Source organism: Pseudomonas batumici, assembly GCF_000820515.1.
GTDB lineage: Bacteria > Pseudomonadota > Gammaproteobacteria > Pseudomonadales > Pseudomonadaceae > Aquipseudomonas > Aquipseudomonas batumici.
The window spans coordinates 34,500-55,522 of the sequence record NZ_JXDG01000021.1; the positions used below are offsets into that span (position 1 = coordinate 34,500).

The following is a 21,023-nucleotide window of genomic DNA, read 5'->3' on the forward strand; positions in this document are numbered from 1 at the left end:
CTGCCGCCCGCGCGCGAACAGTTCTCGCGTCGGCCCTTGTAGTCCCTGCCCCTACAACAGCGCCTCGTTGCCCGTCGCGCTCGCGCTCAACAACATGCGCTCATCGCCAAGGCACACAGCCACCGCACTGAGGATTCACGCATGGCCGGCAAAACCGACACCCCAGCCAAGAAACACCGCTCCAAGTTCTTCCGCGTCGCCGTCGAAGGCGCCACCACCGACGGTCGCCAGATCGAACGGCAATGGCTGGTCGATGCCGCCGAGACCTACAGCCAAAACACCTACGGCGCGCGGGTCTGGATTGAGCACATGCGCAGCTTGCTGCCAGACAGCCCATTCCGTGCTTACGGCGATGTGGTCGCGCTGAAGACTGAGGAAGTCGAAATCGCCGGGACCAAAAAGCTCGCCCTGTTTGCCCAAATCGAACCCACTGCCGACCTGGTCACCATGAACAAGGCGCGGCAGAAAATGTTTACCAGTATCGAGATCCGCCCGAAGTTCGCCGACACCGGGCGCGCTTATCTGGACGGCATCGCGGTCACCGACACCCCGGCAAGCCTGGGCACCGAGATGCTGACCTTCAGCGCTCAGTACCCAGACAAGAACCCACTGGCAAACCGTAAACGCGATCCCGGCAACCTGTTTTCCGAGGCCATCGAGATCGAACTTGAATTCGAAGAAGTCGAGGACGAAAGCGGCAAGGGCGCAGGCCTGTTCAGCCGCGTTCTCGATCTCCTCGGCAAGAGCAAGGACAAGGAAGGCAAGGACGCCGCTCTTTTTACCGAACTCGGCGAGGCCGTTGAAGCAATGGCCGAGCATGTAGCCGGCCAAGGCGAAGCTTTCGCCGCCGAAAAATCGGCTCGTGAAAAGCTACAGACCGCCCACGACAAGCTGTCCACCGACTTCACGGCTTTGGTCAAAAAGCTCGAAAACACCCCGGATACCACCGGACAAAAACCGCAGTTCTCCGTTCGCCCGCCGGCTACGGGCGGTGACGGCGCACTCGTCACCGACTGCTGATCCACACCACGGACAACACCCAGCCAAGGAACATCGGAGAACACCATGCGTAACGATACCCGCGTCCTGTACAACGCCTACTTGCAACAACTCGCGCAACTGCACGGCGTGAGCGACGTCACCACCAAATTCACCGCTGCCCCGAGCGTCGCCCAAACTCTGGAAACCCGCATCCAGGAATCCAGCGCTTTCCTCAGTGCTATCAACGTGTTCGGCGTCTCCGAACAGTCGGGTGAAAAAATCGGCATCGGTATTGACGGCACCATTGCCAGCACCACCGATACGACCCTCAAGGACCGTGAGCCCCGCGACCCGAGCGGCCTGGACAATCGTGGGTACACCTGCACCCAGACTAACTTTGACACCGGCATCCGTTACCAGAAGCTGGACCAGTGGGCCAAGTTCAAGGACTTCCAGGCGCGTATTCGCGACGCCATCATCAAGGCCCAAGCGCTCAACCGGATCATGATCGGCTGGAACGGCACCAGCCGAGCAGCGACCTCCAACCCGGCCACGAGCCCGTTGTTGCAAGACGTGAACATTGGCTGGCTGCAAAAAATGCGTCTGGAGAACGCCGCTCGCGTGCTGCACGAAGTGGTCGACGGCAGCGGAAAAATCCAGATCGGCGCTGGCAAGGACTTCGAAAACATCGACGCCCTGGTCGTCAGCATGGTCAACGAATTCATCGAGCCCTGGTATCAGGAAGATACCGACCTGGTAGTGATCTGTGGTCGCCAGCTGTTGGCAGACAAGTACTTCCCGATCATCAACAAAACCCAGGCGCCGACCGAAATGCTCGCGGCCGACATCGTCACCAGCCAGAAGCGCATCGGTAACTTGCCAGCCGTGCGCGTGCCGCACTTCCCGGCCAACGGGCTGCTGGTGACCCGTCTCGACAACCTGTCGCTCTACTGGCAGGAAGGCACTCGCCGCCGCACCGTCGTCGACAACGCCAAACGCGACCGCATCGAAAACTTCGAGTCGGTCAATGAAAGCTATGTGATTGAAGACCTGGGCTGCGCTGCCATGGCCGAAAACATCACACTAAGCTGAGGCCGGCAATCATGACCAATCCTTGCCGCCGTCACTTCCAGCGCACCACAGCAGCGGTTGCAGCTGCTGCCGTGGCCGGCCCCGCCATGACCATGGAAGGCGCAACTGTTTACGAGCTGCACCTCGCCAAGCTCCAACAGGACTACCTGCGCCTGAAACAGGTGCAGTCGACCGAAGGAAAGGCGGAGCTGAAACGGCAATTACTGCCGGAGTACACCCCCTATGTGGAAGGTGTTCTCGCCGAGGGTAAAGGCGCGCAAGACCAAGTGCTCACCACCCTGATGGTCTGGCGGATGGACGCCACCGACTTTGCCGGCGCCCTGGACATCGCCGATTACGTGATCACCCACTCGCTTTTGATGCCGGATCGCTTTGAGCGCACCACCGGCACCATCGTGGCGGAAGAGATCGCCGAAGCGGCACTGAAGGCGCAGAAAGCCGGCGGTACCTTTGACCTGGATCTGTTGCTACGCACCGAGCAAATCACGGCCAAGGAAGACATGCCCGACCAAGCCCGCGCCAAGCTGCACCTGGCCATTGGCAAAGCGTTTTCAGCGCAGGTCACTGATGACGCTCCGCCGAGCGACGCCCTGGAGCCGCTGGAGAAGGCCAAGACACACCTGGCACGCGCCATTGAGCTGCACACCAACTGCGGCGGCAAGAAGGATTTGGAGCGCGTCGAGCGCCTCCTGAAGAAACACACTGCCCCAGGCAGTTAACCGAGCGTCCCCACGCACCCCGCCGGCTCGGGGCGGATCGGCCAGGCCGCTCCTCCTGAACGTGAAGCCCCGACCACCGGCGATCTATTACAGAGCGCAGTTTCATGAGCGGATTCGTTGCCGGCGGCCCAGTGCCAAGCGGCCATATCAACACCGACACTTTCTGGCCCTCGATTGACCTGGAGAATCTACGCGCAACCCTGCGAATCGATTCCAGCGTGACCGCCCCCCGCCTGGAAACCGCCGTCATTGCCGCCGCCATCACGGTCAATCGTGAGTTGGAGGACTGGCGCTCCACCCAGCAAGCAGCAGGTTACGCCGAGCTGGTCGACGTGCCTGGGCCGAAAATCAACGATGTTTCCGCTCAAGTGCACCTCTACCGTCGGGCCATTGAAGCGGCAACCGGCGCCGAAGTCTGCGAGCGCTATCGTTCCTTCGACACCACCAACACCGGCAGCCACAAGGCCGACGAACTAACACCGACCATTGACGAGTACCGCCGCGACCAGCGCTGGGCCGTCCGCGACTTCCTCGGTCGCAGTCGCACCACCGTGGAGTTGATCTGATGGCAACCACCGTCCGAGCCTTCCAGAACGATACGGTCGACGCGCTGTGCTGGCGTCACTACGGGCGCACCGCTGGTGTCACCGAAGCCGTCCTCACCACCAACCCAGGCCTTGCCGACTACGGCCCCACCCTGCCACAGGGGCTGGCTGTCACGATGCCAGATGCCCAGGCGCCCGCCCCACAGCGGCAGATGGTGAACCTATGGGACTGACCGGCCTGCAACGCGCCATCGAACCCACCCACTCTGGACCATGGAATGAAGCGAATGCCTGAACGTCCTGACACCTGGGCCTGGCTTGCTGCCTGGCTCGAACAGAACTGGCCGACCCTGTACGCCGGCTTCCTGGCCCTGATCATCGCTGCGCTGCGGATCATGTACGGCGGCGGTACGTTGCGCCGCATGGTGATCGAGGCCCCGCTGTGCGGTGCCCTGGCGCTGGCCGCCAGTCATGGCCTGGCATTACTCGGTATCCCTGCATCCACCGCCCCCTTTTTCGGCGGGGTCATCGGCCTGCTCGGCGTCGAAGGCACCCGGGCCGCTGCCAGGAAGTTTTTCACCCGCAAGGTAGAGCAACTATGACCACACTACGCCACGGCGACCGCTCGCAAGCGGTGCGCGACCTGCAAAAAAAACTGAACAGCAACGGCGCCACGCTCGTGATTGACGGCGACTTCGGTGATGCCACTGAGCGGGCAGTAAAGGCCTATCAGTTGAAAATCGGATTAGTTGCCGATGGCATCGTCGGCGCCAAGACCCTCGCGGCTCTGGCCGGTAGCGACTGTCAACAATTGTTGAAGAACGCCGACCTGGTCGCCGCTGCCCAGCGCCTCGACTTGCCGCTGGCGAGTGTCTACGCGGTCAATGAGGTGGAGTCCAAGGGTAAAGGCTTCCTCGACAACGGCAAGCCGGTGATCCTGTTCGAACGACACATCATGTACCGCCAACTGATTACACCGCGACACGACGGTGACGACCCTGCCGAACTCAAGCGCCAGGCCGATCAGCTCGCCATCACCAACCCAGCCATCGTCAACCCGAAACCCGGCGGCTATGTCGGCGGCACCGCCGAATACCAGCGCCTGAGCGCGGCCAGGCTGATCGATGACACCGCCGCCCTCGAATCCGCGTCCTGGGGCGCCTTCCAGATCATGGGCTTTCACTGGCAGCGCCTGGGCTATGCCAGCGTGCAAGACTTCGTCGCTACCATGTCCGCAGGGGAATCGCAGCAGCTCGACGCCTTCGTGCGCTTCATAGAATCCGACCTGGTGTTGTACAAGGCTCTCAAAGCCCGCAAATGGGCGGAGTTCGCCAAGCTCTACAACGGTCCCGACTACGCCCGGAACCTCTACGACGTCAAATTGCAGCGTGCCTACGAACGGCATGCCGACTGTGGCTGTGGTCAGGAGATCGCCGCATGATCGACCTCAACGGTGTGCGCAAACTCAGGGTGCAGGACGGCGACCTACTGGTGGTACCGGAAAACACCGAAGACCAGGGCATGCAGGATCTGGTCGTCGCACTGGGCTACCTGATGCCCGATGCAAACGTCATCATCGTGCGCGGCCCAGTCGAACAACTCGACGTCGGTGAGATGAACAGCCGCGGCTGGTACCGCGCATGAGCCCCTTGCGCCAGGCCCTGTATGGCATCGCCCTGCTCGGTGCTCTGACGCTATTGCTCTGGGGCCAGGACCAGCGCATCAAAGTCGCTGACGGTGCGACCGAGCTGGCCCAGCTGAACGCCGCCAACGCCCAGGAAGACAGCGCCCGTAACCTCACCACCGCCAACGCCCTGCAAAGCGCCCTACAACAGGAACGCGCGGCCCAGGCGCTATTGCGCACCCAACAAACCCAACTGCGCCAGGGCCTGGCCCAGCGTAAACAACAGATCGAGGCCCTGAAAAGTGAAAATTCCGAACTACGCGATTGGGCTGCTCAGCCTTTGCCTGATGCTGCTCTCCGGCTGCGGCAGCGTCCCACCCTCACCGGCGCAGACGCTTATCGTCAGTGGCTGTCCAGCGGTAGTACCGTGCCTGCTTCCGGCGACCAGCCCCAGCGATAACGGCTCCTTGCTAATCGATCAGGAGCGTGTTGAGGCCGCCTGGGCCGAGTGTGCGGCTCAGGTTGACATGGTCTACAAACACCAGCAGGCCCTCCAATGAACAAACCCGATAGCCTACGTGCCCATCTGCTGGCCGCCGTCCCGGAACTCAGGCACAGCTCCGACCGCTTGCTGATCTTCATCGATAACGGCAAGGTCAGGTGCACTGCCGCTGCCAGCCTGTCGTTCGAATACAGCTTCGACCTGCAGGTCATCCTCACCGACTTCGCCGGCCACCCCGACAGCGTAATGCTACCCCTCCTTGGCTGGCTGAGCGTGCACCAATCCGAACTGCTGGAAAACCTCAATAAGTCCGCTGAAGGCATCCAGTTCGAAGCCGATATTCTCGACAACAGTAAAGTCGACCTCAGCCTCACCTTGCCGCTGACTGAACGCGTTGTAGTGGGCAAAGACGCCGATGGCAACACCACCATCCACCACCCTGGCGAGCCGCAGCGTGTCGCCGATTTTCTCGACCCAGCATGGACTCCAGGCGCCCAGGGCACCGGCAGTGAATGGGTTGTCCCTCAATGACCAATCGACTGGAAGCGCTGGAAGACTGGGCCGCCGGTTTGCTCCGACAACTGGAACCCGCAGCAAGCAACCAGATTGCTCGTAGTCTCGGCCAGGCATTGCGTCGCAATCAGCAGCAGCGGGTTATCGCCCAACGCAACCCGGACGGCAGCAAATACGCACCCCGTAAGAAACGAAACCTGCGGGGCAAGCAGGGTCGGGTCAAGCGCAAGGTGCAGATGTTCCAGAAGCTGCGCACTGCGCGCTTCCTGAAGGTCAAAGCCGACAGCAACGCTATCAGCATTGGATTCACGGGACGCATAGCCCGCATTGCTCGGGTGCACCAATACGGACTGAAAGACCGCGCTGAACGAGGTGCACCGGATGTGAAATATGAACAGCGGGAGGTACTGGGCTTTACAGATGTCGACATTAATCTGATCCGAGACGGGCTACTCACACACCTGGTGAACCGCTGACGTAATCGATTCGCTCGCCTCCCGACGAACGGTCTCGGCCCTTTTCCGCAGAATAGGTTTGATACAAAGCCCGGATGCACATAACTTTTTCGACCGTTTCCATGTCTCGCCCCGTATCTGCAGCGTTCAGGCCACAAGGAAACACAATAAAATTATTGTTTTTCTGCCCGTCAATAGTTTACAGTGTTTACTGCTGTTTACGCTGTATACAGATGCGTTGGAGGGATATATTATGGCTTCGCCTGTGCTGTCGTTTCGTGTTGAAGAGGTATTGGTGGAAAAGCTTGATCGGTTGTCGGAAGCAACCGATCGAGATCGCCAATATCACCTCAAGCGCGCCTTGGCCCGTTACGTTGAGTCCGAGTCATGGCATATCAACGCAATCGCTGACGGTATCGCTGACGCTGATGCAGGTAACCTCACAGATCTGAAAGCCGTTAAGGCTAAATGGGTGAATCGTGCCAAACATCGCATTGACGGGCAAAGCGGAGAGTGATTTAGACTCGATTCATGAGTACTACGCATCTCGTTTGGGTGCGGGCTCAGCAGATGCCGTGATAGCTCAAATTTTTGAGTCGCTCGAAAAATTAGAAATGTTTACGGGCTTGGGCAGACCCTCTCAAACGCCAGACATCAGAGAGCTGGTGCTGTCCAAATTCCCTTTCATCGCCCCGTATCGACTAGTCGGGGACGAAGTACAAATTCTGCGCATTCTTCATCAACGCACTGAACGCTCTGAAGATTGGTGAACGTTGTCTTGAAATGACAATGCGAACTTTGTAAAAGCCAATCCTACAAAGCTCAAAAGCTGCACGCCCCTCTACGTGGCGCCACCATCGGCGCCATGAACGACTTAGCCACCCTCGCCCGCCTGATCGAAAACCTCATCCGCTTCGGCACCATCGCCGAAGTCCAGATGAAGCCCCCCCGTGTGCGGGTGAAAACCGGTGAACTCACCACCGACTGGCTGCCATGGTTAGCCCCGCGAGCCGGTGCGGACAAGGAATGGGACCCACCTACCGTCAACGAGCAGGTCCTGCTGCTCAGCACATCGGGCCAGCTCGGCAACGGTGTTGCGTTGACCGGCCTGTACAGCGACAACAACCCAGCCAACGGCGACCGTGCCGACCTACATCGCCGTACCTACCGCGACGGCGCAGTCATCGAATACGACAGCATCGCCCATCATCTGCGAGCTGTCCTGCCTGCAAACGGCACCACCGACCTGATCAGCCTCGGCGGCATCCACATCGTCGGCCCGATCACCCACGAAGGTGATTACACCCAGACCGGCAACCAGAACATTACCGGCACCGTCACTGCTTCGGTCGATGTCGTGGCCGCCAACATCAGTCTGGTGAAACATCCACACGGAGATGTCATGTCCGGTAACGCGAAGACAGGAGCCCCGGAATGAACCGAGAAACCGGCGCCGCCATCAGCCTCCCGGAACATATCGTCCAGTCCATCGCCGATATCTTGACCACCCGTCTCGGTACTCGCGTCATGCGTCGCGAATACGGCTGCCTATTGCCCGAACTAATCGACCAGCCCTACAACGATGCCACCCGCCTGCGAGCCTACGCGGCCACCGCCATGGGGCTGATGCTGTGGGAGCCTCGTATCAGCGTCAGCCGCGTGCAGTTCCTCGGCGGCAACCTGCAAGGCAAAGCGGTGCTCGACCTGGAAGGCACGCTGATTGACAGCAACGAGCCCTTCAGCTTGAGCATTCCCCTGCAACTGGGGGGCAGCGCATGAATACCTTCAGCATCATCGACCTGAGCCAACTGCCGCCGCCGCAGATCGTCGAACAGATCGATTACGAGCAGATCCTGGCCGAGCGAAAGGCCTACGCCATCAGCCTCTGGCCGCCAGAGGAACAGGCCGAAATCGCCGCCCGCCTCGCTTTGGAGTCTGAGCCACTGACCAAGCTGATTGAGGAGAACGCCTACCGCGAAACGATCTGGCGGCAGCGGGTCAATGAGGCCGCCGTCGCCAACATGCTCGCCACCGCCGAACGTAGCGACCTGGATAATCTGGCCGCCAACTTCAACGTCCAGCGCCTGGTCGTGCAGGCCGGCAATGCCGCCGCCATCCCGCCAATTCCGCAGATCATGGAGAGCGACGAAAGCTTGCGTGAACGGGCGCAAATGGCCTGGGAAGGCCTGAGCACCGCCGGCCCGCGCAACAGCTACATCTTTCACGCCCGGGCTGCGGATGGCCGCGTGGGCGATGCCACAGCAGAGAGCCCATCGCCTGCCGTCGCCGTGGTTACGGTGCAGGGCCTGCTCGGCGATGGAAGCGCAGATCCTACATTGCTGACTGTGGTGAACACCTACCTCAGTGACGACGACCGGCGTCCCGTTGCCGACCGCCTGACCGTCCAGAGTGCGCAGGTCATCAATTACCAGGTCAATGCCACGCTCTACCTGAACACCAGTGGCCCCGAGTCCGAGCCAATCCTTGCCGCCGCAGAGAAGCGCCTACTGGCCTACGTCCGACAGCGTCGTCGCCTGGCGATGGAAGTGTCGGAGTCAGCCGTGCACGCCGCACTGCACGTCGAGGGCGTGCGCAAGGTGGTTTTAACCGACTGGATCGATATCAAAGCAACGGCCTATCAGGCGCCCTATTGCACTGACGTGAATATCGTTGCGGGGGTTGAGTAATGGCCGAACCCTCGCTGCTCCCGCGCACCGCCACCGAGCTGGAGCGCCTGGCCGCTGAAGCCCTGGCACAGATCCAACGTGTACCGGTTCCTCTGCGACAGCTCTACAACCCCGACACATGCCCCGCTGCCCTACTGCCCTACCTGGCCTGGGCCTTCTCTGTTGATCGCTGGAACAGCAACTGGACCGAAGCCGCCAAGCGAGCGGCGATCCGTGCGGCCTACGCCATCCACTCACGCAAGGGCACCATCGGCGCCCTGCGCCGGGTTGTCGAACCATTGGGCTACCTGATCGAGGTGCTGGAGTGGTGGCAGACAGTACCTTTGGGCGTGCCCGGCACATTCGCCCTCAAGGTCGGAGTACTCGATACCGGCATCACTGAAGAGATGTACCAGGAACTGACCTGGCTTATCGACGACGCCAAACCCCTCACACGCCACCTGATCGGGCTCGCCATCAGCCTCGAAACGCATGGCAGTTTGAACATCAGCGTCGCCCTGTACGAAGGTGACGTCATCGACATTTACCCACCGGTGATGCGTGACATCGAGGTCACGGGCCGCTTCGGAGCGGTCGGTCGCGAACACTCCATCGATACCCTGGACGTTTACCATGATTGACGCTAACTCGCAGTTTTTCGCCATCCTGACCCAAGTCGGCGAGGCCAAGCAGGCGAACGCCGACGCGCTCGGCCGCCCTTGGCTGATCACAGACATGGGCGTCGGTGATGCCAACGGCACCGACCCTGTGCCGGATCGCCTGCAAACCCGCTTGATAAACGAATGGCGCCGCCGGCCGCTGAACCAGCTCAAGATTGACCCGGTCAACCCGGCGGTGATCATCGCCGAGCAGATTATCCCCGCCGACGAGGGTGGCAAGTGGATACGGGAGATTGGCTTGTACGACGCCGACGGGGACCTGGTGGCGGTAGCGAACTGCGCACCCAGCTTCAAGCCGGTTCTGTCGCAAGGCTCCGGCCGCACGCAAATTGTGCGGATGAACCTGATCGTCTCCAGTGCCGGCAACATCACTCTGAAGATCGATCCGGCGGTAGTGCTGGCGACCCGTGAGTTTGTCGAACAACGGATCATGGAGGAGCTGTACAAGCTTGACAGCAAACAGTCGGTTCGCGTGGCGACCACTGCCAATATCGTACTGGCCGGCCTTCAAACCATCGATACTGTCGCGCTGGTCGCCGGTGATCGGGTGCTGGTGAAGAATCAGACGGTTGCCAAGGATAACGGTTTGTATATCGCGGACGCCGGTGTATGGAAACGCTCGCTCGATGCCGACACCAGTGCCAAAGTCACCTCAGCGCTGCTGGTGTCTATCGAGCAAGGCGCTACATTGGCCGATAGTCGCTGGCAATTGGTGACAGATGGCTCGATTGTCCTGGGCACCACCGCTCTGACTTTTCAGGACGTTACCTTTGGATTAGCACCGCTCAGATCCCCCGCTTTTCTGGATAATCCAACGACCCCCACTGCGGCTCAGTTCGACAGTAGTAAATTGTTGGCGTCGACGGATTTTGTGCAGAGGGCAATAGGCAGCTTCGCTAAAAGTGAATCGATAGAAGGGGGCAATGTAACGCTGACTGCTGCGCATATCGGTGCTCGGATTGAAATGTCTTCGGGCGGCACCCTCACGCTACCCAACGCGAACTTGCTGCCTAAAGGCTCCTCGATCCTGATTACGACCTCTCTCGGGGCCGGAGTGGTAAATCTAGCAGTTCAAGCTGGGGGTGTGCTCGCACTGAATAACGTTAGCGTTGTGACTCCATACTCAATGTCCAGTGGGTCGGACCTCCTGCTGGTATCCGATGGGTCTGTATGGCGTGGCCATGCAAGTCTTGAGTGCCTGAGAACTTCACAACTATTTGCCGCCACTTTTGGTATCACTGGCATTCAAAAACTACCTAGTGGTGACATTGAAATGTGGGGGATAACGGGCGGAGCTGCGGCGGGAGTAATCGCGCCGGTCACGTTTCCGATGGCGTTCCCTAACGCTTGTACGAATATCCAGATGACCTATGTCGACGCGGGGACACAGTCTCCTGCGTCGCGTGGCGGCCCCGTTCAGGTCGGTAATTTTACAAATACGGGGTTTAACTATTCCCATTCGGGCAGCAGTAGCGGTGCCGCTCAGCACTTCTGGCGTGCCAAGGGTAATTAAGGGGGATCTATGTATTACTGCGCAACCGACGGCGGTTTCTACGATTTAGAGTTTCATGGCGCCATTCCAGAGGGCTCAGTGGAGATCACTGATGAGGTCTATGCAGCCTTGAAGACCGGTCAGGAAAAGGGCAAATGGATAGTGGTGGGGGAGCAGGGTTACCCGGCACTCATTGACCCACTACCACCGACTGATGAGGTTCTAAGGGCCATTGAACGGCGGTGGCGTGATGCGCGCTTGTTGGAAACGGACGGCGTTGTTTCGCGGCACCGCGATGAGTTAGAGCAAGGTTCAGAAACAACATTAACGGCCACGCAGTATGCCGAGCTTCAGGTATACCGACGTCAGTTGCGCGACTGGCCACAAGGGGCCGAGTTTCCACTTGCGGATCATCGCCCAGCCGCACCGCCCTGGCTGGCTGAACAAGCCCAATAACGCCCTGACCGGGCGTTTTTTTATTCAAGCGTTCTGTAGCCCCACCCGCTACAAGCCTTCACGCTCGCTCATCCGGCGCGCGCGCGGCAGCCTGTGCACTGTCACTCCATTCACTGCGCAGGCAAAACCCATGGCCGACTATCTTCACGGCGTGCGGGTCATCGAACTCAACGACGGCACCCGCCCCATTCGCACCATCCCCACCGCTGTCATCGGCCTGGTTTGCACTGCCGACGACGCTGACGCCACTGTATTTCCGTTCGACACGCCGGTGCTGCTGACCAACGTACAAACCGCCATCGGCAAAGCCGGTGTGAAAGGTACCCTCGCCGTCAGCCTGCAAGCCATCGCCGACCAGACCAAGCCTTACGTCATCGTGGTGCGGGTCAAGGAAGGTCCGACCGAAGCTGAAACCACCAGCGCCCTGATCGGCACCACCACCGCAGACGGCAAATACACCGGCATGAAAGCCCTGCTCGCCGCCAAGGCCAAAGTCGGCCTGGTGCCACGCATTCTCGGCGTGCCGGGATTGGACAGCCAACCGGTGGCCACCGCCCTGGTCGCCATCGGCCAACAGCTGCGCGCCTTCAACTACGTCAGCGCCTGGGACTGCAAAACCAAGGAAGAGGCTGTCGCCTACCGCGAAAACTTTGGTGCACGGGAAGTCATGGTGATTTGGCCGGACTTCCAGAACTGGGACACCGTCACCAGCAAAACCGTCAACGCCGCCGCTGTGGCCCGCGCCCTCGGCCTGCGCGCCAAGATCGACCAGGAAACGGGCTGGCACAAAACCCTGTCCAACGTCGCCGTCAACGGCGTGACCGGCATCAGCGCCGACGTGTTCTGGGATCTGCAAAACCCGGCCACCGACGCCAACTACCTCAACAGCAACGAAGTCACCACGCTGATCAACGAGGGCGGCTTCCGCTTCTGGGGCAGCCGCACCTGCAGCGACGATCCGCTGTTTGCGTTCGAGAATTACACCCGCACCGCGCAGATCCTTGCCGACACCATGGCCGAAGCACACATGTGGGCCATCGACAAACCAATGCACGCCTCCCTGGTGCGCGACATCATCGAAGGCGTCAACGCCAGGTTCCGCGAGCTGATCGCATCGGGTTACCTGATAGGTGGCAGTTGCTGGTTCCCCGAAGACATCAACGACAAGGACACCCTCAAGGCCGGCAAGCTGTTCCTCGACTACGACTACACGCCCGTGCCACCGCTGGAAGACCTCACCCTGCGTCAGCGCATCACCGACCGCTACCTGATGGACTTCGCTACCAAGATCAATAGCTAAACCGGGTCTCCCCGTAAGGGGAGCAACCCCGTGCCAGGACACCGGAGAACACCGCCATGGCAATGCCTCGCAAACTCAAAAACCTCAACCTGTTCAACGATGGCAACAACTACTTGGGTGTCGTCAAGTCCGTCACCCTGCCCACCCTTGGCCGCAAGATGGAGGCCTATCGCGGCGGCGGAATGAACGGCGCGGTCAAGGCCGATCTGGGCATGGGCGACGACGGTATCCAGTTCGACTGGAAAACCGGCGGCCTGGACTTGATCGCGTTGCGCCAATTCGGTTCTGTGAACGCCTCCGGCGTCATGTTGCGCTTTTCCGGCGCCTTCCAGCAGGACGACACCGGCGAGATCAGCACAGTCGAGGTCGTAGTGCGCGGTCGCCATGAATCCATCGAAATGGGCGAAGCCAAACCCGGCGAAGACACCGAACACAGCATCAAGACCACGTGCAGCTATTACAAGCTCACCGTCGACAACGAAGAGATCATCGAAATCGACCTGCTGAACTTCATCGAGAAGGTCAACGGCGTGGACATGCTGGAAAAACAACGTAACGCTCTGGGCATCTGACCCGCAGCGCTCTCGATCGAAATCCCATAACACCATCAGGAGCACATCATGCTGGAAGAAGAAACCAACACTACATCGTCAGCCGTCGACGACAACATCGTCACCTTGGACAGCCCCATCAAGCGTGGCAAAACCGAAATCACCGAGGTCACCCTGCGTAAACCGCAGTCCGGCGAGCTGCGCGGTGTTCAACTGGTCGAACTGCTGAACATGGACGTCGCCAGCCTGATCAAGGTTCTGCCGCGCATCAGCACCCCCAGCATCACCGCCATTGAAGCCGCCGGCATGGACCCCGCCGATCTGCTGGCCTGCGGCAGCAAGATCACCGGTTTTTTGTTGCAGAAATCGGTGAAGACGGAGGCATCCCTCGTTGCGTAGAAGACGCCATGGCCGACCTGGCCGTGGTATTTCACTGGGCACCCGCTGACATGGACCAGTTAGGCCTGCAAGAACTGATGGACTGGCGCGAGCGCGCCAGGATAAGGAGTTCCGCCGATGGCGAATGATTTAAAACTGCAGGTTCTGCTCAACGCCGTCGACAAGGCCAGCGGCCCCTTGAAGAAGATCGGCGCAGGTGGCCTGGAGAGCGCCCGCGCACTCAAGGCTGCCCGAGACCGCTTGAAGGAACTCAACGCCCAGCAAAAGGACGTCAGCGCCTGGCGCGAACTGCAAGCCGCCTCTCGCGAAACCGCTGACGCACTGGCCGCCAACAACAGGAAAGTCGGAGAACTTGCCCGCGCCACCGCCAAGGTTCGGCAGCAGCTCGCACCCACTCAGGCACTTTTCGAACAATCCCGACTCAAGGTCGACGCCCTCAAGAACAGTCAGTTTGGACTCAAGCGTGAACTCACCGGAGCGCGCAATGCGCTCGGGCTACTCAGTGATGAACACCGTAAGGCCGGCGGCCGGATCACCTCGCTCAACGCGGTCATGCAAAAGGGCAACGCCCTGACTCGCGAGCAACATACCGAATACAACCAGCTGGTGGCGGCCCAACGCGAACGAAAGGTGCAGTTGGACCAGCTCGCAGCCAAAGAAAAGACCCTGGCCGACCGTTATTCTTTGAGCACCACCCAACTGCGCAGTATGCGGGTGGGCCACTCCAACCTGCGAGAAGAAATCCGCCGCCTGGAGATGCCGTTTAAAGCCCAGCTCACGCAGCTCAAACAGCACACCGCCGAGTCAAAACGCCTCGGTGAACAGTACGGTTTACAGAAAGGTAAGCTCACCAGCCTGGGCGCACAGCTCAAGGCAACGGGCATCAGCACCAACGCCCTGGGTGCAACCGAACTCAAGCTCAAGCGCGACATAGACAGCACCACCCAAGCGATGAAAACTCAAATGGGCCGGCTCGACGCACTCAAGCGCAAGCAGGAAAGCCTGGCCAAAGCTCGCAGCGTTTATGACAAAACCCAGAGCGCCGCTGGCAGCATGGCCGTATCAGGTGCTGCCGGTATGGGTGTGGCCTACGGCATTGGTCGCGGGATCTATGCCCCGCTGCAAGAGGGCAAGCACTTTGCCCTTGAGGAACAACGTGTTGCTGCCCTGGGGCTGGGCAAAGAAGACACCGGCAAGGCCATTCAATTTGCCAAGGAAATGAAGACTTACGGCACCAGCGTCACCGAGAACCTGACGCTGGTCCGGGACGCCATGACGGTGTTTGCCGACGAACACGAAGCCGAAATGGTCGCCCCGACACTGGCAAAAATGAAGTTTGCCAACCACGCCATGTACGGCGAGGAACAGGGCGCAGACAACGAACGTAAGTTCATGGACATGCTCAAGGTGATTGAGTTGCGTGGCGGGCTCGCCAGTAAGGAAGCCTTCGTCAACCAGGCAGATATCGTGCAGCGCGTCCTCACAGCTACCGGTGGCCGCGTCGGTCCGAACGAATGGTTGAACGTCATCAAAACCGGTGGGGTGGCAGCCAAGGGCATCAAGGACGAAGCCTTCTACTACCAGATGGAACCACTGGTACAGGAAATGGGCGGACACCGCGTCGGTACCGCGATGATGAGCGCCTACTCCAACATCTACCAGGGCAAGACCACAAAGCGCGCCGCCAACAACATGGAGCGACTGGGGCTGGTCGATCCCAAAAAAGTGAAACACGACAAGGCCGGGCAAATCTCGTTCCTGGACGTCGGCGCCATCAAGGGCAGCAAGATATTCCGTGAGAACCAGTTCGAATGGATGGAGAAAGTCCTGCTCCCTCAACTGAAGGCCAAGGGCATCACGGAAAAGAGCCAGGTACTGGACACCATCGGCAGCATCTTCTCCAACCGCACGGCATCCAACCTGTTCGCACAGATGTATTTGCAGCGCGAACAGATCCACAAAAACGCCAAGCTGAATGCCGGTGCCGATGGCATCGACCAACTGTATGAAAAAGGCCAGGGCAGCGCCCAGGGGCAGGAACTGGAGCTGCTCGCCCAGCGTGCAAATGCCTACCGGGAAATGAGCAACGCAATTCTGCCAACCTACGTCGAAGCCCTGAAAAGCATCACCGCCGCCATCAAGGAAGTCACGACCTGGATGAAGGAAAACCCCGCTTCGGCAGCGATCATGATGAAAACATTGATGGTGGTTGGCGTCCTGGCGGCGGCCTTCGGTGCCCTTGCCCTGACGCTCGCCAGCCTGCTCGGGCCGTTTGCCGTCATCAACTTCGGTTTGGGCTTGTTCGGGCTCAAGGCCGGCGGCGCTGGGCGAGTGGTGCAAGGCCTGTTCCCGACACTGACCGGCCTTGCCCGCAACGCCCTGCCGATGCTCGGCCAGGGCCTTCGTGTGCTCGCCAGCACCCTCGGCGGTGCACTGATTACCGCATTGCGCGCCGTCAGCATCGCGCTCTGGGGCCTGGCGGCCAACCCGATAGTTTTGATTATCGGGGCAGTGGTCGCCGCCTTGGCCGGCGCGGCCTACCTGATCTACCAGAACTGGGACGCGGTGAAGGCTTACTTCGTCAACGCCTGGACCGAGATCAAAGCCGGCTTTAGCGGTGGAATCGGCGGCATCCTGACGGTAATTGCCAACTTCAGCCCTATCGGGCTGATCTACCAGGCCTTCTCGGGTGTCTTGAGCTACCTGGGCGTCGACCTGCCAAACCGCTTCACCGAGTTCGGCAACATGATCGTCAACGGCCTGGTGAATGGCCTGTACGCCGGTCTGGGGCAAATCAAGAGCGCCATCACCTCGATCGGCGACTCAACCATCAATTGGTTCAAGGAAAAGCTCGATATTCATAGCCCGTCACGGGTGTTCGCCGAACTGGGCGGCTTCACCATGGCTGGCCTGACACTGGGCCTGGAGGGCGGAGCCAAAGGCCCGCTCAACGCCATGACCAACACTGCCAAACAACTGACCGCCGCCGGCACCCTGGCGCTCGGCGCGACCTCCATTCCCGCACTGGCAGTCGACAACCGCGCGCCGATCACTGGCACAGCCGCATCAGCCTATGACAGCCACGACCACTACGAAATCAATATCCATCCGACCCCTGATATGGACGCGCAGGCCATTGCCCGTGCTGTGCGCGCCGAACTGGCCCGTATCCAGAACGAAAAAGGCGCCCGACAGCGCAGCAAACTGTCTGACCTGGAGTAACCCACCATGATGCTTGCCCTCGGCATGTTCGTTTTCAGCCTGTCGACCCTCGCCTACCAGGAACTGCAACGCCAGACCGAGTGGCGCCACGCCAGTAACAACCGCATCGGCGCACCGCCAGCACGCCAGTTCCTGGGCCGTGGCGAGGACACCATCACCCTCCCCGGCATCCTGCTGCCCGAGCTGGCCGGCAGCATGTTCAGCCTTGACGCCCTGCGTCTGATGGCGAACACCGGGAAAGCCTGGCCGGTGATCGAAGGCAGTGGCCGGCTCTATGGCCTGTGGGTTATCGAAAGCCTGAGCGAAACCAAGACCATTTTCTTTCGTGACGGCACACCACGGCGGATTGAATTCAGCCTCACCCTCAAGCGTATCGACGATGACCGTATCGACCTGCTCGGCGCCGGTACCGCTACGGGCGTCAACATCCTGCGAGCCTTGCTATGATCGATGCCGCCATCTCCCGCGTCACCGGTTATCTCAAGGACGCCGTTGACCGCTACAAACGCGATGCGGCCTACCCTGTCCCCGCGTTCCGGCTGACCGTCGACGGCCATGACATTGCTCAGTTGATCAGCCCGCGGCTGATGAGCCTGGACCTGACCGACAACAGGGGAGTCGAAGCCGACCAGCTCAGCATCACCCTCAGCGACCATGACGGCTTGCTGGCGATTCCGCCAAAGGGTGCGGTGCTCCGGTTGTGGCTCGGTTGGACTGACACCGGCCTGGTGGACAAAGGCACCTACACTGTCGACGAAACAGAACACAGCGGCGCTCCCGACGTGCTCAGCATCCGCGCTCGATCGGCAGACCTGCGCAAGGGACTGAAGGTCAAGCGCGAGCGTAGCTGGAGCAGTAAGACCCTGGGCGACATCCTGCGCGATATCGCCATTGGCAATGGTCTCACCACGACCATCGCCGCCGCCCTGGATAGTCTGGGCATTCCCCATCTGACCCAGGCCAACGAGTCGGATGCCAACCTGCTCAGTCGCCTGGGCGAAGACTTCGACGCCATGATCAGCGTCAAGGCCGGCTGCCTGCTGTGCCTCCCCGCAGGTGGTGGCAAGACCGCCAGCGGCCTGGACCTGCCACACATCACCCTAACCCGTGTCGAGGGCGACCAGCACCGCTACTTACAAGCCGAGCGCGACAGCTATGACGGTGTACGGGCCTACTTCTACGACGTGAACAGCGCGAAAAAGCAGGAGGCCATTGCCGGTGGCGGCAAGAACCTCAAGGATCTGCGCCACACCTACAGCGACAAGCAGTCCGCCCTGCGCGCCGCCCGGGCTGAATTCAATCGCCTGCAACGCGGCAGCGCGACCCTCAGCTACACCCTCGCCATGGGCCGGCCCGACTTGATTCCCGAGCTGACCTACACGCTCCAGGGCGTGAAAGCCGAAATCGACGAAATCATCTGGTACGGCGGCAACGTGCAGCACACACTTAGCGCCGATAACGGCTACACCGTGAACCTGTCCCTGGAAAGTAAGCTGCCAGAAGACACTGTCGATGGCCTGGCGGAAGAAAACCAACAGGATTACACCGGCATCATCGCCTATTACCGCGAAGAGAAAACCGGCAAGGAAAAGACTCGAACGGCTGGCGACCAGACGAAGCCGAAGCGGTTGCTATGGCTCTATGCCAACAAGTACACGGCGAAACGGGCTGTGGATCGAGAGTGGAAGCGGTTGCAGGAGGCGAAGGCAAAAGCAATGCGCCCCGTGCAAGACGGGGCGACATCGTAGAAGCAGGTTTACTCAGCGAACACGGAAATGGTCGTGCCACCACCATCACGGGCGAAGGCCTGACATTCAAGGGCAAGACCTTTCTGCTCGATCGCTGCAATCTCGCTGTCGTCCTTCAGCGCCTGTTTGCGGCATTGCTTCGAAAACTTGACGATATCGGCGGCAGGCCGAGGGGAAACCAGGCTGCCGGCACGACCGACCAGGTCGTAGTAGGCCTGGTCAGGTTCTGGGCCATCCCATGTGATTGCGAGGTTGGGTTTGCCGATTGAGCAACTGACCGACAGGGAAATGTTCGGTCCGTCACGGTACTCGGTGGTTTGCTTGCCTTCGGTCTGTTTGACTTGGGTCAGGTGACGTTCTTGCTGGAGCGCGGTCAGGATTTTGTCGCAGGAATCGGCAAGAGCTGCGGTAGATAGCACCAACATTGCCAGGCTACAGCCGATCTTCACCAAGTACTCAGTTTTCATACAGTTTTTCTCTCAATCGTTCCTTGATGCACGGGCATCCCGTGGATGTAGCTGAAGTACATAGGCTATTGGCGGATCTTCCTTTCAGCAAGGCTTGTGGCGTGATTCAAACCGAAATGGACAGGCCCCTCTGTACACATTAGCCTCAGCCTGAGCCCCAAAAGCATATGGCTTTCAGGCTGGCTGTAGCTACCCGCCGTAACGGACCATTTATCAAGGACTATGAAATGACAGATATAATCTCTACAGTTTCAACTGCTGTAACCCTCGCACTTCGCTTGAAGGACATCAGCAAAAACATAGAAAACGCAGAATTCAAAAACATTCTTGCTGACTTAAGCCTTGAACTTTCCGAAGTAAAATTAAAGTTAGCCGACCTGCTGTCGGAGAATGCGGAGCTTAAAGAAAAAATCCACACCATAACCAGTGCCACTGGCACGCTCTGCCCTAGCTGCAACAATAGAACTTACAAGCTCATATCATCCGAGCCTGATCCAGTATTCGGTGACCTGGGCGCAAACTCGCGACTCTACAAGTGCAGTTCCTGCAACTTTTCAGAAACAGTGATGAGTCAGTGATTTAAAGTAAAAGCCCGGTTTCTAGCCGGGCTTCCCTTCTACTGGACGGTTAGAAGTGCACTGAGAAATCTAAGAATATCCCTTTTTCTTTCTTCATTTAGCTGCCTGAACATTTTTACGAAACTCAGCTCAGTGTCTGTCAGCCTCTCCATTTCACAGTTACCGATTTTATTGGTTTCTGTATCGCTGTTCACCGACATGTGCCACTCCATCTACAACACGTAACGGGTGCCCGGCACCTTCATTGGTACCGTCCAAAACACCCGGCGAACAGACGATTTTCAGCATGTTCAGGCGTGCCACCAGCACAAAAAAGTCACAATTTGCATTTATGCCTGATCAGAGCAAAAAAAGGAAAATGCGGCTCCTTCCCTCTCCGCTTCGACTTTGAAGACCTACATTGACGACATTGCTGCCAGGGCACCCGTCAGCCGAACGACTGAGGCCTGGTCACCTTCGGACAGTGACCGGTAGCTTTCAAGGATCTTAGACTCGACAGCGCTCAACCCCTCTTCAGACACGCACGCCTTGACTCCTGAAAGCACGTACTGAACGTCCACTCCAGCCTTTTCAAGTGCAGCCAGGTACCTCAGATCAGGTGAATTGCTCTCCTGTTCGTACGCCTTTTGGGTACCTCTACTGACACTCCCTATCGCCCCGAAGTCGGTCTGATTCAGGCCCAAACGGTCGCGCTCTTCCTTGAGGCGCTCGCCAACCCCATCAGATATGTACATTTTTTTGCTCACCATTGTTGACTTGAGCATTTTTCTGCTCAAGAATGACCACACACCAACACGAATCAACACCAATGAACACTATGCCCGCCCCTCTTACACCCGAGCAAGCCCGCGCGGCCCTTGACCGCAAGGGCGTCAGCATTGCCGATTTCTGCCGTCAGTATGAGCTGAACAGAAATCTGGTCAGCGACTTATTGAACGGTCGCAAGAAAGGTCGTCGCGGTGAAGCACACCGGGCTGCAGTCCTGCTCGGTATCAAAGACGGCGAGATCACAAACTAGGGCCTCTGGCGCCAA

General features: G+C 59.4%; 30 protein-coding genes and 1 pseudogene. 29 read left to right on the forward strand and 2 right to left on the reverse strand.

Annotated elements, in window-relative coordinates; all coding sequences use genetic code 11:
* Positions 1 to 141: 141 nt before the first annotated feature.
* The 27 genes and pseudogenes from UCMB321_RS09915 to UCMB321_RS10035 all read left to right on the forward strand — a co-directional run bounded on the left by UCMB321_RS09915 (position 142) and on the right by UCMB321_RS10035 (position 18,945).
* Entirely contained in the window at positions 142 to 1,020 is an 879-nt protein-coding gene (locus UCMB321_RS09915) for a GPO family capsid scaffolding protein (RefSeq protein WP_040065939.1), read from the forward strand.
* A 45-nt stretch (positions 1,021 to 1,065) separates the two neighbouring features.
* A complete protein-coding gene (locus UCMB321_RS09920; RefSeq protein ID WP_040065940.1) occupies positions 1,066 to 2,073 on the forward strand; it encodes a phage major capsid protein, P2 family in 1,008 nt (335 codons plus the stop codon).
* 11 nt (positions 2,074 to 2,084) lie between these two features.
* Positions 2,085 to 2,792, forward strand: a complete 708-nt coding sequence (locus tag UCMB321_RS09925; protein WP_040065943.1) for a phage terminase small subunit — start codon at positions 2,085 to 2,087, stop codon at positions 2,790 to 2,792.
* Positions 2,793 to 2,896: 104 nt separating this feature from the next.
* A complete protein-coding gene (locus tag UCMB321_RS09930; protein ID WP_040065946.1) occupies positions 2,897 to 3,358 on the forward strand; it encodes a head completion/stabilization protein in 462 nt (153 codons plus the stop codon).
* Positions 3,358 to 3,570 (forward strand): tail protein X, encoded by a 213-nt coding sequence (locus UCMB321_RS09935; RefSeq protein ID WP_040065947.1) that lies wholly within the window; start codon positions 3,358 to 3,360, stop codon positions 3,568 to 3,570. The genes UCMB321_RS09930 and UCMB321_RS09935 overlap by 1 nt, the downstream gene beginning before the upstream one ends.
* A 45-nt stretch (positions 3,571 to 3,615) precedes the next feature.
* Positions 3,616 to 3,939 (forward strand): phage holin, lambda family, encoded by a 324-nt coding sequence (locus tag UCMB321_RS09940; RefSeq protein WP_209437151.1) that lies wholly within the window; start codon positions 3,616 to 3,618, stop codon positions 3,937 to 3,939.
* A complete protein-coding gene (locus UCMB321_RS09945; RefSeq protein ID WP_040065951.1) occupies positions 3,936 to 4,778 on the forward strand; it encodes an N-acetylmuramidase domain-containing protein in 843 nt (280 codons plus the stop codon). Before UCMB321_RS09940 ends, UCMB321_RS09945 begins: the two co-directional genes overlap by 4 nt.
* Entirely contained in the window at positions 4,775 to 4,981 is a 207-nt protein-coding gene (locus tag UCMB321_RS09950; RefSeq protein ID WP_040065953.1) for a hypothetical protein, read from the forward strand. Before UCMB321_RS09945 ends, UCMB321_RS09950 begins: the two co-directional genes overlap by 4 nt.
* Positions 4,978 to 5,343, forward strand: a pseudogene (locus tag UCMB321_RS09955) (Rz-like lysis system protein LysB); the annotation flags it as partial. The gene UCMB321_RS09950 and the pseudogene UCMB321_RS09955, both read left to right, overlap by 4 nt.
* Positions 5,309 to 5,521 (forward strand): Rz1-like lysis system protein LysC, encoded by a 213-nt coding sequence (gene lysC, locus UCMB321_RS31375; RefSeq protein ID WP_342430216.1) that lies wholly within the window; start codon positions 5,309 to 5,311, stop codon positions 5,519 to 5,521. The pseudogene UCMB321_RS09955 and the gene lysC, both read left to right, overlap by 35 nt.
* Positions 5,518 to 5,994: a phage tail protein gene (locus UCMB321_RS09960; RefSeq protein WP_040065957.1), complete on the forward strand. Its 477-nt coding sequence runs from the start codon at positions 5,518 to 5,520 to the stop codon at positions 5,992 to 5,994. The genes lysC and UCMB321_RS09960 overlap by 4 nt, the downstream gene beginning before the upstream one ends.
* Positions 5,991 to 6,452, forward strand: coding sequence for a phage virion morphogenesis protein (locus tag UCMB321_RS09965; protein ID WP_040065959.1), 462 nt, complete (start codon positions 5,991 to 5,993; stop codon positions 6,450 to 6,452). The genes UCMB321_RS09960 and UCMB321_RS09965 overlap by 4 nt, the downstream gene beginning before the upstream one ends.
* 232 nt (positions 6,453 to 6,684) lie before the next feature.
* Complete coding sequence (locus UCMB321_RS09970) at positions 6,685 to 6,948, forward strand: CopG family ribbon-helix-helix protein (protein ID WP_040065961.1); 264 nt, start codon at positions 6,685 to 6,687, stop codon at positions 6,946 to 6,948.
* Positions 6,911 to 7,201, forward strand: a complete 291-nt coding sequence (locus UCMB321_RS29955) for a type II toxin-antitoxin system RelE/ParE family toxin (protein ID WP_084614870.1) — start codon at positions 6,911 to 6,913, stop codon at positions 7,199 to 7,201. The genes UCMB321_RS09970 and UCMB321_RS29955 overlap by 38 nt, the downstream gene beginning before the upstream one ends.
* Positions 7,202 to 7,296: 95 nt before the next feature.
* The gene (locus UCMB321_RS09975; protein ID WP_040065963.1) at positions 7,297 to 7,869 is read left to right on the forward strand and encodes a phage baseplate assembly protein V; all 573 of its coding nucleotides are present in this window, start codon (positions 7,297 to 7,299) and stop codon (positions 7,867 to 7,869) included.
* On the forward strand, positions 7,866 to 8,210 hold the full coding sequence (locus tag UCMB321_RS09980) for a GPW/gp25 family protein (RefSeq protein WP_040065965.1): 345 nt from the start codon (positions 7,866 to 7,868) through the stop codon (positions 8,208 to 8,210). The genes UCMB321_RS09975 and UCMB321_RS09980 overlap by 4 nt, the downstream gene beginning before the upstream one ends.
* A complete protein-coding gene (locus UCMB321_RS09985) occupies positions 8,207 to 9,118 on the forward strand; it encodes a baseplate assembly protein (protein WP_040065967.1) in 912 nt (303 codons plus the stop codon). Before UCMB321_RS09980 ends, UCMB321_RS09985 begins: the two co-directional genes overlap by 4 nt.
* Positions 9,118 to 9,738 carry a phage tail protein I gene (locus tag UCMB321_RS09990; protein WP_040065969.1) on the forward strand — a complete coding sequence of 207 codons (621 nt, stop codon included), beginning with the start codon at positions 9,118 to 9,120 and terminating at the stop codon, positions 9,736 to 9,738. The genes UCMB321_RS09985 and UCMB321_RS09990 overlap by 1 nt, the downstream gene beginning before the upstream one ends.
* Entirely contained in the window at positions 9,731 to 11,290 is a 1,560-nt protein-coding gene (locus tag UCMB321_RS29960; RefSeq protein WP_084614872.1) for a phage tail protein, read from the forward strand. Before UCMB321_RS09990 ends, UCMB321_RS29960 begins: the two co-directional genes overlap by 8 nt.
* Positions 11,291 to 11,299: 9 nt before the next feature.
* Entirely contained in the window at positions 11,300 to 11,725 is a 426-nt protein-coding gene (locus UCMB321_RS10000) for a phage tail assembly chaperone (RefSeq protein WP_040065972.1), read from the forward strand.
* A 130-nt stretch (positions 11,726 to 11,855) separates the two neighbouring features.
* On the forward strand, positions 11,856 to 13,025 hold the full coding sequence (locus tag UCMB321_RS10005) for a phage tail sheath protein (RefSeq protein WP_040065974.1): 1,170 nt from the start codon (positions 11,856 to 11,858) through the stop codon (positions 13,023 to 13,025).
* 56 nt (positions 13,026 to 13,081) lie between these two features.
* Positions 13,082 to 13,597, forward strand: coding sequence for a phage major tail tube protein (locus UCMB321_RS10010; RefSeq protein WP_040065976.1), 516 nt, complete (start codon positions 13,082 to 13,084; stop codon positions 13,595 to 13,597).
* A 48-nt stretch (positions 13,598 to 13,645) separates the two neighbouring features.
* Positions 13,646 to 13,975 (forward strand): phage tail assembly protein, encoded by a 330-nt coding sequence (locus UCMB321_RS10015; protein WP_040065978.1) that lies wholly within the window; start codon positions 13,646 to 13,648, stop codon positions 13,973 to 13,975.
* Positions 13,976 to 13,983: 8 nt separating this feature from the next.
* Positions 13,984 to 14,103 (forward strand): GpE family phage tail protein, encoded by a 120-nt coding sequence (locus UCMB321_RS29965; RefSeq protein ID WP_040065981.1) that lies wholly within the window; start codon positions 13,984 to 13,986, stop codon positions 14,101 to 14,103.
* Positions 14,093 to 17,197, forward strand: coding sequence for a hypothetical protein (locus UCMB321_RS10025; RefSeq protein WP_040065984.1), 3,105 nt, complete (start codon positions 14,093 to 14,095; stop codon positions 17,195 to 17,197). The genes UCMB321_RS29965 and UCMB321_RS10025 overlap by 11 nt, the downstream gene beginning before the upstream one ends.
* 6 nt (positions 17,198 to 17,203) lie before the next feature.
* Positions 17,204 to 17,644 (forward strand): phage tail protein, encoded by a 441-nt coding sequence (locus UCMB321_RS10030; RefSeq protein ID WP_040065986.1) that lies wholly within the window; start codon positions 17,204 to 17,206, stop codon positions 17,642 to 17,644.
* Positions 17,641 to 18,945, forward strand: coding sequence for a phage late control D family protein (locus UCMB321_RS10035; RefSeq protein ID WP_052451120.1), 1,305 nt, complete (start codon positions 17,641 to 17,643; stop codon positions 18,943 to 18,945). Before UCMB321_RS10030 ends, UCMB321_RS10035 begins: the two co-directional genes overlap by 4 nt.
* A gap of 8 nt (positions 18,946 to 18,953) precedes the next feature.
* Here UCMB321_RS10035 and UCMB321_RS10040 read toward each other — a convergent pair whose 3' ends face one another.
* Positions 18,954 to 19,412: a hypothetical protein gene (locus tag UCMB321_RS10040; RefSeq protein ID WP_040065989.1), complete on the reverse strand. Its 459-nt coding sequence runs from the start codon at positions 19,410 to 19,412 to the stop codon at positions 18,954 to 18,956.
* 227 nt (positions 19,413 to 19,639) lie between these two features.
* Between UCMB321_RS10040 and UCMB321_RS10045 the strand changes: the two genes are divergently transcribed.
* Positions 19,640 to 19,990: a hypothetical protein gene (locus UCMB321_RS10045; protein ID WP_040065991.1), complete on the forward strand. Its 351-nt coding sequence runs from the start codon at positions 19,640 to 19,642 to the stop codon at positions 19,988 to 19,990.
* A gap of 395 nt (positions 19,991 to 20,385) precedes the next feature.
* Here the strand turns inward: UCMB321_RS10045 and UCMB321_RS10050 are convergent, their stop codons facing one another.
* Positions 20,386 to 20,754: a helix-turn-helix domain-containing protein gene (locus UCMB321_RS10050; protein WP_245220767.1), complete on the reverse strand. Its 369-nt coding sequence runs from the start codon at positions 20,752 to 20,754 to the stop codon at positions 20,386 to 20,388.
* 53 nt (positions 20,755 to 20,807) lie between these two features.
* On the opposite strand from UCMB321_RS10050, the gene UCMB321_RS10055 reads away from it, so the two are divergent.
* Positions 20,808 to 21,008, forward strand: coding sequence for a DNA-binding protein (locus tag UCMB321_RS10055; protein ID WP_040066097.1), 201 nt, complete (start codon positions 20,808 to 20,810; stop codon positions 21,006 to 21,008).
* Positions 21,009 to 21,023 lie beyond the last annotated feature (15 nt).